This is a genomic window from Bacteroidales bacterium (assembly GCA_012519055.1).
In the GTDB taxonomy this organism is placed as follows: Bacteria; Bacteroidota; Bacteroidia; order Bacteroidales; family Salinivirgaceae; genus JAAYQU01.
This window is the reverse complement of record JAAYQU010000001.1, coordinates 88,030-101,937: the sequence shown is the minus strand read 5'-3', so window position 1 is coordinate 101,937 and position 13,908 is coordinate 88,030. Positions and strand designations below refer to the sequence as shown.

Genomic DNA, 13,908 nt, shown 5'->3' with positions numbered 1-13,908 from the left:
TGTTAAAAATTATAGAATAAAAAATCAATTTTGTACCTTTACAGAGTAAATAAAAACGAACTGCTATGATAGATTTGATATTTAACCTTCGAGATGATAAACCACAATTGGTTAATTCGGTCTTTTTAATTGAAGAGATCAGCCAGCTTCCAGCAGGCATTTTTTCTGACAGGGAAATGGATTATATCCAGCACCAAATAGAGACTAAAAAGAATTTTATAATCCTAAACTATTATTATCATTGGAACTATATAGTAGTTTCTGATAAGACAAGTGACTTGGATATACAATGCGAAGAATTGCGCAATGTAGGAGTTAAAGTTGCTGAGCACATTAAGGAAAATCAAGTAGATTTTATCAATATTGTTGATAATTTATCGAAAGAATTATTGACCCTATCTTTTATTGAAGGAGTTTCATTAACAGCTTACAGTTTTAGAAAATATATTACCGACAATCAAAAAGTTAAGCGCTTTAGTCGGATTAATATGTATAGCAAAAAGGTTACACTTAAGCACCTTGAACAGTTAGAAGCTGTTGTTACAGGTGTTTTTAGAGCACGCGACATGGTAAACGAACCGGCATCATATCTAACAGCGAACAAACTGGCTGATGAGGCTATGAGAATTGGAAGTGATGCAGGAGTGTCTGTGCAGATATATCGTAAATCAGAGATACAACAAATGGGAATGGGAGGGCTTTTAGCTGTCAATAAAGGAAGCACAGAGCAGCCAACATTTACCGTAATGGAGTACAAACCATCGAAAGCTGTAAATAAAAAACCGATAGTTTTAGTTGGGAAAGGAGTAGTTTATGATTCTGGAGGACTCAGCCTTAAACCATCTGAATATATGGACGATATGAAATGTGATATGGCTGGGGCTGCAGTGGTAATGAATACAATTTCTATTGCGTCAAAAATTGAGCTGCCATTACATATTATTGCACTTATTCCTTCAACCGACAATCGTTTAAGCGCTGAGTCGTATGCACCGGGCGATATAATAACGATGCACAACGGAAAAACTGTCGAGGTTATGAATACAGATGCCGAAGGGCGTTTAATTCTTGCGGATGCATTGAGCTACTCAAAACAGTGGTCACCAGAATTGACATTGAGTATTGCAACCCTCACAGGGGCAGCAGAACGAGCGATAGGCTCGCGTGCTGCAGTAGTTATGGGAAATGCATCTGATACAGTTATGTCAAAGCTACTAAATTCTGCTAACTTAACGCACGAACGCTTAGCAGTATTCCCATTTTGGGACGATTACGCAGAAGAACTTAAATCAGACATTGCTGATATGAAAAATATTGGTTCAAAATTCGGTGGTGCCATTACTGCAGGAAAGTTTTTAGAAAAGTTTGCCCATAAGCCATTCATACATATTGATATAGCAGGAACCGCTTTCTATAAAAAACCACATACATACTACACATCTGGAGCAACAGGATTCGGAGTGCGTTTGTTGGTAGATTTTCTTGCAAATTATTCAAAAAGTAAAAAATAATATTTAACAACCCTTTTTATGAGCGAAAAACCCGTAATTGGTATAACACAAGGAGATATTAATGGTATTGGTTATGAGATTATTATGAAGGGACTGATGGATCCAAGAATATACGAAATGTGTACGCCCGTAGTTTATGGATCGCCCAAGGTTGCAGCATATCATCGAAAAGCATTAAACATTAATAGATTTTCGTTTACTAGCGTTCGAGGTATAGATTCGATACAGCATAATAAGCCAAACTTAATAAATGTTTTAGATGATAATGTGCGAGTCGAGCTTGGAAAGATAACTAATGATGCCGGAGAAGCCTCAATCCGTTCGCTTGATGCAGCAGTAAGTGACTTACAAATAGGGAAGCTTGATGCGTTAATAACCGCACCTATTAATAAAAAGAATGTTCAGCAAGTGGGTTTTGCTTTTGCCGGACATACTGAATATTTAAAATCAAAGTTTGACACCCATGACGCATTAATGCTAATGGTTGCAGACAATATTAAATTAGGAGTAGCAACTGGACATATCCCTTTGTCACAAGTATCAGAGACATTGACAATTGAGGGTTTGTGCAATAAAATAGAGCTAATGCACAAATCATTAATATCTGATTTTGGTATAACACGACCAAATATTGCTGTTCTTAGCTTGAACCCTCATGCGGGAGAACAAGGCGCTATGGGTATGGAAGAGATAGAGATAATTATTCCTGCCATAAACAGGTGCCGCGATAATGGGATAATTGCAATAGGACCATTCCCTTCGGACGGATTTTTTGGTGCAGCCAGTTACCTTAAGTTTGACGGCGTAATAGCAATGTATCACGATCAAGGATTGATACCCTTTAAAACATTATCATTTGACCGAGGAGTAAATTATACTGCAGGACTTCCAATAATACGAACATCTCCAGCTCACGGAACAGCTTTCGATATCACGGGGAGAAATGTGGCAAGTGAATCTTCCTTCCTGCAAGCGCTATTTTTAAGCCTTGATATCGTAAGGAACAGAAAGTTATATCAAGAGTTAACAAAAAATCCTTTGCAAAAACAGTCTTTTGATACTGATCAGACTGATGATTTGTATATTGATCAAATAGAAGGAGACGAGGAGGATATTTAATTAATAAAGGCGGAGCATGTCCGCCTTTACAATTTTCTATATTTTAATCAATTAATTTTTTAACTTGATAGCTTTCAAAAGAGAAGGCCAGAATACATCATTGGTCACTACAACAAATTTAATGACCACAATAGAACAACCTGGAAAAACAATATCTCAGCTTTCTAAGGTTGCGTTAGATATCAACAAGCGTTTTGCAAAAAAGTCAGTATGAATATGTTGCTAAGCAACAGAAAATACAAAACAATTTACTAGATAAATATCTATTCAATGTACTTGTTAGTTATAATAAAGGTTATCAGACCAATAAATATAATAATACCGCCTACCCATAAGCCTGTATTATCTTGAACTGTTCCTATAGAAGTATAACCAACTATAAATACACCGATAAATATTATCACTAATCCGATGCTTTTAAGAATTTTCTTCATATGTATATTGTTTTTGTAATCAGTAATGCGTGACTATTTAGTAGCCTGAATCTAAAATATGTTAAAAAGAGTCAAACTGCGTTCAAATATAGTAAACTTTGGTGAAACAGTAATTAAACTATTAGACTTTTTATTCGGTCTATCTGTTTTTGCTTATTTACTTCTCGCAGTTTGTTAGCCGTATCAGTAAAATATTGGTGTCCTGAAATAAATTTAACTTGCATTTTGTTCCATTCGTTAAGTTCCGTTATTTTATTTTGCGCTTTTAATTCTTCAAAAAGAGTATTTGAAACAGGAATAAAATCTGCTCTTCCCAAGTAATCAAGGTCGGCGTCGCACATTATTTTTTCAAGTAAAGTTTGTGGATTTGGTGGCATTTTTGTCGCCATTATTAGTTTGCAAATTTCCTCAATTTGTTCATCGTTGTAATTGTAATTTGGCAACATTTCACGTACCAACAAGGTTCCCAAATGTTCATGGTTATCGCTATTGACTATATGTCCGGTATCGTGGAACAGTGCTGCAGTTTTTAGCAGTAACATTTCTGTGTCGTTAACACCTTCGCCAATACCTATTAATTCAGTTTGTGATACAACATCAATAGTGTGTTTGTAATTATGATAATATAAATACGAAGGAAGTTCTTTTTCCAACTTGTCTAATATAATTTCTTGTAAATCACTAAATTGTCTTAAAAGATATTTGACAATAAATTTTTGGTTTGGGATAGTTTTAGAGTCGTCAGCTGCAAATTCAGGTTTTAAGCCCTTAACCATATACATTTCAACATCTCCTTCATATTTTACTGGCATTCGACCTACATATTCGCATTCGAAATATTCACGTATCATTTCGTATGTCATAATAGAGATGTTGATATTTCCGGTTTTGCATGCAGCCTGCATTCGACTGGCAATATTTACCGTTTCTCCTTTTATATTATATGAGACCTTTTTCTTTCCCATTGTTGTTGCAATCACAGGTCCTGTGTGCATCCCGATACTAAGATCCCAAATCTGTCTGTTTTCATCACTCCTGTCGTGCTGTGTTGTGTATAACATATGTCGCATTTCTAATGCTGCAAGCACAACATCAATTGGGTTTGTAATGTTTTTTATTGGAATGCCACCTGCACTCATGTATGTGTCACCGATAGTTTTAATGCGAGCAATGTTGTGTTTTTTAGATATTTCGTCGAACCGAAAAAACATATTATCAAGCTCATCAATGATATGGTGTGAATTTGATTCTGTATTAATATTTTCAAATCCCTGAATATCAGCAAAAAGTACAGTAGCCATTTTAAAGCGAAGAATCTGATCTTCTTCGCTTTCGCCACTTTCTACAGCTACTTTATCTTGTAAACGAGTAACTTTTAATTTAAGCTTGTCGTTTTCGTTTTGAATTTTGTCAAATGAATCCTGAAGTGTTTTTATTTGGCGCGACAGCTCCTTGTTTTCGTCCATCAAACGTGCAATTCGTTTTACAAGATCGTCGTGGTTTTGTTGTTGCATAGTTTGTTTTTTATGACTTAATGAATGCCAAGTTACTACAATTTTTCACAGAATACTATTTTTTCATCTCTTAAAAGGGCATATTTTTTTATTTTTTCATCGCCGAGTTTGCTTGCGTAGTCTTCAATTGTTACTTTAAAGCCAGCTTCTTTAAGCCTGTCAGAATAGTCTGCCCCGTAGTATCTGACATGGTCGCTTTGCCCAAATAGTCTCTCTCTTTCTCTCGGGTCGGTAATACTTGGGTCTTCAAAAGTAGTTTTATCCCATCTGATAGGTACTTGAAAAATAGCCCAGCCACCAGGTTTAAGTACCCTGTAAAATTCAGACATTGCCAATCTATCGTCATCAACATGTTCAAAAACGTGGTTGCACATTGCCGCATCAAATGTGTTGTCGTCGAAAGGCAGAGCTCTTACGTCTAATTTCATATCTGCCCAAGGAGAATCCCAGTCGCCTGTTATATAATCGATGTTGGGCATTTTTTTGAATTTTTTTAGAAAACAGTATTCAGGTGCAATGTGTAAAAATTTTGTTGGCTCTCTAAAAATTGTTGTTTCTGCTTGTAAATAGAGCCAAATAACTCTATGTCGCTCTAATGATGCGGAGTGAGGAGCAAGCGCATTTTTTCTAACCTCTTGACGACCATACGGTAGTAACTTTCTATATGATTTGCCACTAATAGGGTCGGTTATTTTTTTACCTCGCATAAAAAATCCAATTATCCGAAGAAAAAATATGGCGAAACGCTGCATGGTTTGTCTTGATACAAAGCGAGTTATAAATTTAATGATATGCTTCATCTCTAAATAATCTTATAAAATATTATACAAAAATAGTTAATGTAATGCAATTATCTATTTTTGAGCTACTCTAAATAAGCCTAATTGTGTTTAATAAAAAAGCCGTTTCTTTTCAAAAACGGCTTTAAAAAAATGAATAATAAACATTTACTATAACTTTCTAACTTCTTTAACTGCAACTTTACCACGTTCAATAGCCTCAATATTTAGAGGTATTAGTTTGTGATATCGTTCAGGTATTGATTTTTCAAGACCTTTTTTAACATTTTCTATTTTTACTATGGGTTTCACTTTTAAGAAAGCTCCCATAATAACCATATTATATGTTTTTGCATTGCCAAGTTTTGCAGCCTCGTCAGTACCATCAATTTTGTAAATATTTACGTCGGTACGTTGTGGCGGTCTAGTTATTCCGTTCGGATCATAAATTAATGTTCCGCCTTTTTTTACGGTTTTCTCGAATTTGTCTAATGACTGTTGGTTTAGGATTATTGCGGTGTCGTACTCGTTAACAATTGGAGAACTTATCTGTTCGTCACTTAAAATAACAGTTACGTTAGCAGTTCCTCCACGCATTTCAGGTCCGTACGAAGGCATCCAAGTTACCTCTTGGTCTTGCATAATTCCCGAGTAGGCAAGAATTTTTCCTAATGAGAGTACTCCTTGTCCGCCAAATCCGGCTATAATGATTTCTTCTTTCATTTCTTTTGTTTTTACGGTAAAACTTCTATTCGTCTTTCATTGTTCCAAGCGGATAGAACGGGAACATATTCTCTTTCATCCATTTATTAGCCTCAACTGGAGATAGTTTCCAACCTGAGTTACAAGTTGAAACAACCTCTATGAATGATGTCCCTTTCTTTTTGCCTGTGTTTTCAAAAGCTTTCTGTACAGCTTTTTTTAGTTTTCTAACAGCTGGTGCTGTTTCTGCCGACTCTCGAGTTACGAAGCAAGTGCCGGGAAGTTGTGCTATAAGTTCGGTAATTTTTAGCGGATATCCTGCTAATTTTACATCTCGACCATATGGTGATGTTGATGTTACCATGCCCTCTAGTGTAGTAGGAGCCATTTGTCCACCGGTCATTCCATAAATCGCATTGTTAATAAAAATAACAGTAATATTTTCTCCACGGTTAGATGCGTGAATAATTTCTGCTGCACCGATTGAAGCCAAGTCACCGTCTCCTTGATATGTGAAAATATATTTTTCAGGATACAAGCGGTTTAAAGCGGTTGCTACAGCTGGAGCGCGTCCGTGTGCAGCTTCTAGCCAATCGATATGCAAGTAGTTGTATGCTAATACGGCACAGCCAACAGGCGATACGCCTATGGTTTTCTCTTGAATGCCCATCTCTTCAATTACCTCGGCAACAACTTTGTGTACTACTCCGTGTGTACATCCGGGGCAAAAGTGCATAACATTGTCGGTAAGTACCGATGATTTTTTGTAAACCAAGTTTTCTGGTTTGATAATATCTTTTACGTCCATTTTATTTGCCTCCTATAATTTGTTGTTCAAGAGCTGTAACTATATCGTCTGGTGATGGTATCATACCGCCAAAACGTCCGTAGTGTTTAACTGGAACAGAACAGTTTACAGCTAATTTTACGTCTTCAATCATTTGTCCTGCGCTCATTTCAACAGTAAGTATACCTTTTATTTGTTTTGACAATCTTAGTAACTCTTTTTCTGGAAATGGGAACAGTGTGATAGGACGTAATAGTCCAACTTTAATTCCTTTAGCGCGCAGTAGCTCAACAGATTTTTTAGAGATTCGTGAACTTGAACCGTATGCAACGATTAAATATTCTGCATCTTCGGTTTTAAAGTTTTCAAAGCGAGCCTCTTTTTCTCTAATTTCTGCATATTTTTTCTGCAACTTTTCATTGAACTTTTCTTGACGTGCTGGGTCTAACTCCAATGATGTAACGATATTGCGTTCGCGACTTTTAGGTTTGCCGGTTGCTGCCCAGCTACCGTACTCTTTTGCGATAAATTCGTCTGTCATTCTTGGTTTGTAGTCGCTGAGTTCAACTTTTTCCATCATTTGACCAATAACACCGTCACTTAAAATCATGACTGGATTTCGGTATTTGAATGCGAGTTCAAAGCCAAGATCAACGAAGTCGTTCATCTCTTGCACCGAGTTTGGTGCCAAAACTATTAGTTTGTAGTCGCCGTGACCACCGCCTTTAACAGCTTGGAAATAGTCTGATTGAGAAGGCTGTATAGTTCCAAGTCCTGGACCTCCACGAACAACGTTTACTACAAGGCAAGGAAGTTCTGATCCTGCGATGTATGTTAGACCTTCTTGTTTAAGGCTGATGCCAGGACTTGACGATGATGTCATTACCTTTTTACCAGCTCCTGCACCACCATAAACCATGTTAATGGCGGCAATTTCACTTTCAGCCTGGACAACAATCATACCTGTTTCTTCCCAAGGTTTGCGAGCCATCAACGTCTCCATAACCTCTGACTGTGGGGTAATGGGGTATCCAAAATAACCGTCACATCCACAACGAATGGCGGCTTCGGCAATAACCTCATTCCCTTTCATTAATCGTAATTCTCCCATTATGAATGAAATATTTTAACGTTTGTAATTTAATTGATTTTATGCATCCTGCAAATTAACTTTATACACAGTGATAACACTGTCAGGACAAACTACAGCGCAATTTGCGCATCCTATACATTTGTCGGGGTTCTCCATATATGCAAAGTTATATCCTTTGCTATTTACTTCTCTTGCAAGGGCAAGAGTCTTTGTCGGACAAGTAACTACGCAAACGCTGCAACCTTTGCAACGCTCCTTATCAACGACAACTGCTCCTCTAATTTTAGCCATAGTTTTTTTTAATTTTTATTTATGATTTACAAAATTATTAATTAATTGTCAATTTTTCAAAAATACATGTTACAAAACTATTTGACAGGATTGTCGGCATGGAATTGTTTTAATCTCTCCTCAAGAATAGGCATCATCGTTAGTTTGGTTTGCGAAACACAGGCTCGCAAACCATCAACTTTTTCACTTCCAGTTGAGCCTAATGTAATTGCACTTATCCCGTAATGGAGTAATTTTTCAATTAGTTCTCCACCTTTCATGCCCGGATAGCCTATTGTAAAATAGAAACCGTCGGCTATCGGTTCGTCCATGTCTTTATCGTAAACAATTTCGAATCCGTATTTTGTAAAGAGCTTTTTCATCATATGTGCTCTTTCCCCGTACTCTTTAACTTCGGCTACAATATTTAACTTTCCTTCGTTTGCAGCTTTAAACATGGCTGCCATAGCGAATTGTGCTGAGTGTGTAGCTCCTGCACTCAGTGCGTATAGGATACGGTAAGTTAAAGTAATTACGTATTTACCTGCTCCAAAACGTTTTTTAAGCTGGTCATAGTTACGGGTTGCAATATAGTCGCTGAGGACAATTACTGCCATTCTTTGACCTGCGTAACTGAATATCTTAGAACTTGATATCAACATTATCCAATTTTTAGTGTAATTAGCAACTGAGGGTTGATATGGTGGTTTCCCGGGTGTTGATAAGTCTCTTCGAAAATCCATGCCAAAATAAGCAAGGTCTTCGACAACTACAACATCGTATTTGGTTGCTAATTCACCAATAATTTTCAACTCTTCATCTGTTAAACAAACCCAAGTAGGATTATTTGGGTTGCTATATATTATTGAGTTTATGTTTCCTTTTGATAAGTACGATTCAAGCTTATCACGCAGTTTTTCACCTCTGTATTTATATACATCAAAAGAGGCAAACTTGTGCCCCATAACCATAAACTGTTGTTTTTGTACTGGAAAACCAGGGTCAATAAAAAGCGCGGTATCTTTCTTTGGGTCTAAATTTGAGTTTGCAAGAAATACAGCATAACCGCCTTGCATTGAACCAACGGTTGCAACGCAACTTTCGGGTTTTACATCAACGTTGATAAAGTTTTTTACAAATTTTGCTGTCTCTTCTTTTAACTCTCTAACACCCTCAATTGAAGGGTAACTTCTAGCTACTCCACGGCGAAGGGCTTCGATTTCGGCTTCAACTCCAACTTTTATAGGGTCTAACCCTGGAACGCCCATTTCCATGCGGATAAATTTCTCGCCACTTTTATTTTGTATTAAATCGACAATTTTTGCTATTTCGCGAATGCTTGTTTTGCCGACATCTTCAATGTTTAATTGTTTAAGTACTGATTGGACAATTTCTCCATCTATAGGTGTTTTTTTCATATGTTTGTATTATAATTTAAAATTTATGTTTGTTTTCTTTAAAGATACAAAAAATAAATGTCATATTATGATTGAAGTCACGAAATTAATGAAAATAATCGGAAAGATTGTTATAAATATTGATTAGATTCAATATAAATTGTGGCATCTCTACGATACACTTACTTTCAGTTTTGGGTAACCAATTACTTTACAAACTTTTAACTCAAGCAGTTTTGTATTTCTAAAGCAACTTTTTCCATAAGCCAGCGTGGAGTGGAAGTCGCACCACATATTCCAACTGAAATGTTGTTTGAGAACCACTCTCTTTTCAACTCTTTTGCAGAGCTTACAAAATGGGTGTTGGGATTATTTTGTAAACAAGCCTTATACAACAAATTTCCGTTGCTACTGTCTTTTCCTGAAATAAAAATCACTATATCGTGTTTTTCGACAAATTTGCGTAGCTCTCGCTCTCGATTGGAAACGCGTTTGCAAATAGAGTCGTGAACTTCGACTCCTGCTTTGCAGAAACCTTTCAATGCTTTCGAAACATCTTTAAACTTGTCCTGTGGCATAGTTGTTTGTGAAAAAAGAATTATAGGTTTCAAGGGGTTTATAAGTTGTTGAATTTCAGCTTCGTCAGATATGACTATTGCTGTATTGTTTGTTTGACCTTGCAGTCCAATAACCTCGGCATGACCTTTTTTGCCAAATATTACTATCTGGGAGTTGGGATTATCGATAAATGACTGTTTTATACGGTGTTGTAGCTTTAATACGACAGGACAAGTAGCATCAATTAGTTGGTGTTCGTGTCTCTCAATCAACTCGTAGGTTGCAGGAGGCTCTCCGTGAGCGCGAATCATAATGTGGGCAGGTTCCATCTTTTCTATCTCTTCATGAGTTATTGTTACCATACCTTTTTTTTCTAAGCGCCTTACCTCTTCTGCATTGTGCATGATTGAACCCAAACAAAAAAGCTTTTCGTTTGGATTTTCGGCAAGAAATTTTTCAACTCTTTCAACAGCCGTAACTACTCCAAAACAAAACCCGGATAAAGGGTCTATGGTTACTTTTATCATTATTCTTTAAAAATATCAGGACGTTTTGATTTAATAATTGATATAGCTTGTTGTAATTGCTCATGTTTGCTCAAATTGCTATTGTCAATTACATAGGCATCATCGGCTTTTTTTAGTGGGCTTACTTCGCGGTTTTGATCAATAAAATCGCGACTTTGAATATTTTTTGCCACTTCGGCAAAAGTTACATTCTCGCCTTTTTTTTTCATTTCGTCGTAACGCCGTTGAGCTCGTATTTCAGGTGAGGCGGTTATAAACAACTTAATATCAGCATTTGGGAAGACAACGGTACCAATGTCACGACCATCAAGTATTACATTCATCGATTTTCCTAATTCACGTTGTCTATCAACTAATATATTGCGAACTTCAGCTATTGTGCTTACTGGGCTTACATTATTTGACACCTCCATTGACCGTATTTCATTTTCAACATTTCTGTCATTTAAGTACAACTGAACTTGCTCTCCAACTTTTTTAAAAACCATAGAGGTTGATTTAAGTATTTCGATAAGTTTTTCTTCATCGACAGTGTTGTTGTGTATTAGGTTATGTTCCATTGCGAGAAGAGTGGCACCGCGGTACATTGCTCCAGTATCGATATATATTAATCCAAGTTCTTTTGCTATATCTTTGGCTAACGTGCTTTTCCCACATGAAGAAAAGCCATCAACTGCAATTACAATGTTTTTCATAAGTATGTGATTTGTTTAGTCAATGTTATGAGAAGTTTTGAAACGATTTCTTTTATAGAGTTTTTCTGTGTAAAATTTGTTTTGTTATGATAGTTTCGTTATTTTAGCATCTTTAATGCTAAACAACAGAGGTTAAGAAAATGTTGTTTTTTGATGATTAGTTTTTTTGACTTTAATTTTCCAAAGGTAAGACAAAAAATGAAATTTTGTTTTAAATTGTGGCAGGCTTTTTGAGAACTTTATACATTGTACTATAAGCGAAACAAATAAAGCATAGGTTCATAAAAGAGTTCTGTTTAAAATCAGATAGGAAGTTATATATTTACGATTGATATAAACAAAAAAATTATGACAACTAAAAATTTAAAAATAGAAGCTACTCGTCAGACACCAGGTATTCATTTCGATTGTAAGGCGGGGGTATTTCATATTTTTGGACAATCATATCCAGAAGACACTAATGAGGTTTATAGACCTATTTTTGAATGGTTGTCAGACTTCGAGCCAGAGCAAGGTAAGCAATATATCGTTAAGATAAATATGAAGTATTACAATACTGCGTCATCGAAGAAGCTATTTGAGTTGCTCAGAGCTTTTAATAAATTGTATAGAGACAATTATTTGTTTACAGTGCAGTGGTGCTATAACAAAGAAGACGAAGATATTTTAGAGTCAGGAAAATATTTTGAAGATTTAACAGAGTTGCCATTTGAGTATATTGTAAATATGCAGTAGCACCAAAAATAATTTCTCAAGTTTTCTGATTTATGTCAGACAAAACAACTAATTTCGCTGCCCTCATACCTGCTCGTTATGCAAGTTCTCGCTTTCCAGGCAAACCCCTAGTGGATATTTACGGCAAACCCATGATACAACATGTTTATGAACGTGCTTCAGAGATTTTTGAACAGTGCGCTATAGCAACGGACGACAAGCGTATAGCTGATGCTGTAAAGGCTTTTGATGGTAAGTTTATTATGACAGCTTCACATCATCAAAGCGGAACAGATAGATGTGCAGAGGCTTCTGAAATTGCTTTAAAAGAGCTTGGTTGGAAAATAGATGTTGTAGTAAATATTCAAGGCGATGAGCCTTTTATGAAAGCAGAGCAACTGAGACAGATTTGTGCCTGTTTCGATAATGAAAACACGCAAATAGCAACACTTATTAAGAAAATAGAAACGGAGACAGAGCTTTTTGATATTAACAAACCCAAGGTAGTGGTAGATACAAATGGTAGAGCAATTTATTTTAGTAGAAACCCGATTCCTTTCATGCGCGGAAAATCAAAAGACCAGTGGTTAAACAATCATGTTTATTACAAGCATATTGGGATGTATGCTTACCGTTTGAACGCACTGCGTGATATTTCAAAACTAAAGTCGGGGAAATTAGAAATTGCAGAATCACTAGAACAACTTCGCTGGATTGAAAATGGACTCATGATACAAACCTCATTAACAGATATCGAAAATCTTTCAGTTGACACACCAGAAGATTTAGCACAACTTCTTTCAAAAGGGAACCTTTGATTTTATAGAACAAAATTGAGTTAAAAACCTAAAGCATTTTTTTGAAATATAATTTGTAATAGCTATTTTAGCGCATCATAGAGAAACTGCTGTCAGCGTTTTGTTTTAACAAGTCACAATCAATATAGTTAATAATGTAAGGAATAAATATGTTGCTTTTGAGAATTGATTGACAATAAAAAACCATTGATTTTTACATTTAAATTATTTATGGCATATGAGTAAAAAGTCTAACATAACAGCTTCAACAAAAAAAGGTAAGCATATTGCAATTGCTGGAAATATAGGATCAGGAAAAACAACTCTTACTGCATTGTTAGCAAAGCATATGGGATATGAGCCGCGTTACGAAGACGTTGACGATAATCCATATCTGTTTGATTTTTATGACGATATGCAACGATGGTCGTTTAATCTTCAAATATTTTTCTTAAACAAGAGATTAAATCAAATTATTGATATTCGCAATTGTGGAAGCAATGTAGTTCAAGATAGAACCATATACGAAGATGCGCATATTTTTGCACCCAATTTACACTCTATGGGTTTGATGTCATCACGTGATTTTGAGAACTATTTTAGCCTTTTTAAATTAATGAGTTCGCTTGTGTCACCTCCTGATTTGGTTATTTATTTACGTGCATCGGTGGCGAAACTCGTAGCACAAATACAAAAACGAGGTCGTGAGTATGAAAACTCTATAAGATTAGATTATCTTAAGGGTTTAAATCAACAATACGAAGAATGGGCGGCCAACTATAAAGATGGCAAATTGTTGATTATTGATGTTGACGAATGCGACTTTGAAAATAATCCCGAAGATTTAAGCTATGTAATCGACAAGATTAATGGCGAGCTTCATGGACTCTTTAAATAATTGGCTAACCGTCAAGGAAAAAGGGAAATGGGAAAAGTAGTTGGTGAAAATTGTTAATTGCTTCAGTCTTTGGTGGTGTTCTGCGGATAAAGCTGCGTACAAAAAAAAGGGCA

General features: G+C 36.0%; 15 protein-coding genes. 5 read left to right on the top strand and 10 right to left on the bottom strand.

What is annotated here, in order from left to right:
* Nucleotides 1-65: 65 nt before the first annotated feature.
* Both GX311_00380 and pdxA read left to right on the top strand, forming a co-directional pair.
* On the top strand, nt 66-1,511 hold the full coding sequence (locus tag GX311_00380; protein ID NLK14834.1) for a leucyl aminopeptidase: 1,446 nt from the start codon (nt 66-68) through the stop codon (nt 1,509-1,511).
* An 18-nt stretch (nt 1,512-1,529) separates the two neighbouring features.
* A complete protein-coding gene (gene pdxA / locus GX311_00375; GenBank protein ID NLK14833.1) occupies nt 1,530-2,630 on the top strand; it encodes a 4-hydroxythreonine-4-phosphate dehydrogenase PdxA in 1,101 nt (366 codons plus the stop codon).
* A 263-nt stretch (nt 2,631-2,893) separates the two neighbouring features.
* Here the strand turns inward: pdxA and GX311_00370 are convergent, their stop codons facing one another.
* From GX311_00370 to GX311_00325, 10 genes are all read right to left on the bottom strand, one after another.
* A complete protein-coding gene (locus tag GX311_00370; GenBank protein ID NLK14832.1) occupies nt 2,894-3,064 on the bottom strand; it encodes a hypothetical protein in 171 nt (56 codons plus the stop codon).
* Between the two features lie 113 nt (nt 3,065-3,177).
* The gene (locus GX311_00365) at nt 3,178-4,578 is read right to left on the bottom strand and encodes an HD domain-containing protein (protein ID NLK14831.1); all 1,401 of its coding nucleotides are present in this window, start codon (nt 4,576-4,578) and stop codon (nt 3,178-3,180) included.
* A gap of 35 nt (nt 4,579-4,613) precedes the next feature.
* Entirely contained in the window at nt 4,614-5,378 is a 765-nt protein-coding gene (locus GX311_00360) for a methyltransferase domain-containing protein (GenBank protein NLK14830.1), read from the bottom strand.
* 150 nt (nt 5,379-5,528) lie between these two features.
* On the bottom strand, nt 5,529-6,080 hold the full coding sequence (locus GX311_00355) for a 2-oxoglutarate ferredoxin oxidoreductase subunit gamma (protein NLK14829.1): 552 nt from the start codon (nt 6,078-6,080) through the stop codon (nt 5,529-5,531).
* Between the two features lie 25 nt (nt 6,081-6,105).
* Complete coding sequence (locus GX311_00350) at nt 6,106-6,867, bottom strand: 2-oxoglutarate oxidoreductase (protein ID NLK14828.1); 762 nt, start codon at nt 6,865-6,867, stop codon at nt 6,106-6,108.
* A 1-nt stretch (nt 6,868) separates the two neighbouring features.
* The gene (locus GX311_00345) at nt 6,869-7,960 is read right to left on the bottom strand and encodes a 3-methyl-2-oxobutanoate dehydrogenase subunit VorB (GenBank protein NLK14827.1); all 1,092 of its coding nucleotides are present in this window, start codon (nt 7,958-7,960) and stop codon (nt 6,869-6,871) included.
* A 36-nt stretch (nt 7,961-7,996) separates the two neighbouring features.
* The gene (locus tag GX311_00340) at nt 7,997-8,230 is read right to left on the bottom strand and encodes a 4Fe-4S binding protein (GenBank protein NLK14826.1); all 234 of its coding nucleotides are present in this window, start codon (nt 8,228-8,230) and stop codon (nt 7,997-7,999) included.
* A 77-nt stretch (nt 8,231-8,307) separates the two neighbouring features.
* Complete coding sequence (locus GX311_00335) at nt 8,308-9,627, bottom strand: pyridoxal phosphate-dependent aminotransferase (GenBank protein NLK14825.1); 1,320 nt, start codon at nt 9,625-9,627, stop codon at nt 8,308-8,310.
* A 200-nt stretch (nt 9,628-9,827) separates the two neighbouring features.
* A complete protein-coding gene (locus GX311_00330; protein NLK14824.1) occupies nt 9,828-10,694 on the bottom strand; it encodes a 4-hydroxy-3-methylbut-2-enyl diphosphate reductase in 867 nt (288 codons plus the stop codon).
* Nucleotides 10,691-11,386 carry a (d)CMP kinase gene (locus tag GX311_00325; GenBank protein ID NLK14823.1) on the bottom strand — a complete coding sequence of 232 codons (696 nt, stop codon included), beginning with the start codon at nt 11,384-11,386 and terminating at the stop codon, nt 10,691-10,693. Before GX311_00325 ends, GX311_00330 begins: the two co-directional genes overlap by 4 nt.
* A 348-nt stretch (nt 11,387-11,734) precedes the next feature.
* Here GX311_00325 and GX311_00320 point away from each other — a divergent pair, with 348 nt between their 5' ends.
* The 3 genes from GX311_00320 to GX311_00310 all read left to right on the top strand — a co-directional run bounded on the left by GX311_00320 (nt 11,735) and on the right by GX311_00310 (nt 13,795).
* Nucleotides 11,735-12,121: a DUF1987 domain-containing protein gene (locus GX311_00320; protein NLK14822.1), complete on the top strand. Its 387-nt coding sequence runs from the start codon at nt 11,735-11,737 to the stop codon at nt 12,119-12,121.
* Between the two features lie 32 nt (nt 12,122-12,153).
* Nucleotides 12,154-12,918 (top strand): 3-deoxy-manno-octulosonate cytidylyltransferase, encoded by a 765-nt coding sequence (gene kdsB, locus GX311_00315; protein ID NLK14821.1) that lies wholly within the window; start codon nt 12,154-12,156, stop codon nt 12,916-12,918.
* Nucleotides 12,919-13,135: 217 nt separating this feature from the next.
* Entirely contained in the window at nt 13,136-13,795 is a 660-nt protein-coding gene (locus tag GX311_00310) for a deoxynucleoside kinase (GenBank protein ID NLK14820.1), read from the top strand.
* The last annotated feature ends 113 nt before the right edge of the window (nt 13,796-13,908 follow it).

Bases quoted from the DNA above. Each gene is read 5' to 3' on its own strand.
- GX311_00380 (NLK14834.1), top strand. From the start codon at position 66: ATGATAGATTTGATATTTAACCTTCGAGATGATAAACCACAATTGGTT.
- pdxA (NLK14833.1), top strand. From the start codon at position 1,530: ATGAGCGAAAAACCCGTAATTGGTATAACACAAGGAGATATTAATGGT.
- GX311_00370 (NLK14832.1), bottom strand. From the start codon at position 3,064: ATGAAGAAAATTCTTAAAAGCATCGGATTAGTGATAATATTTATCGGT.
- GX311_00365 (NLK14831.1), bottom strand. From the start codon at position 4,578: ATGCAACAACAAAACCACGACGATCTTGTAAAACGAATTGCACGTTTG.
- GX311_00360 (NLK14830.1), bottom strand. From the start codon at position 5,378: ATGAAGCATATCATTAAATTTATAACTCGCTTTGTATCAAGACAAACC.
- GX311_00355 (NLK14829.1), bottom strand. From the start codon at position 6,080: ATGAAAGAAGAAATCATTATAGCCGGATTTGGCGGACAAGGAGTACTC.
- GX311_00350 (NLK14828.1), bottom strand. From the start codon at position 6,867: ATGGACGTAAAAGATATTATCAAACCAGAAAACTTGGTTTACAAAAAA.
- GX311_00340 (NLK14826.1), bottom strand. From the start codon at position 8,230: ATGGCTAAAATTAGAGGAGCAGTTGTCGTTGATAAGGAGCGTTGCAAA.
- GX311_00335 (NLK14825.1), bottom strand. From the start codon at position 9,627: ATGAAAAAAACACCTATAGATGGAGAAATTGTCCAATCAGTACTTAAA.
- GX311_00325 (NLK14823.1), bottom strand. From the start codon at position 11,386: ATGAAAAACATTGTAATTGCAGTTGATGGCTTTTCTTCATGTGGGAAA.
- GX311_00320 (NLK14822.1), top strand. From the start codon at position 11,735: ATGACAACTAAAAATTTAAAAATAGAAGCTACTCGTCAGACACCAGGT.
- kdsB (NLK14821.1), top strand. From the start codon at position 12,154: ATGTCAGACAAAACAACTAATTTCGCTGCCCTCATACCTGCTCGTTAT.
- GX311_00310 (NLK14820.1), top strand. From the start codon at position 13,136: ATGAGTAAAAAGTCTAACATAACAGCTTCAACAAAAAAAGGTAAGCAT.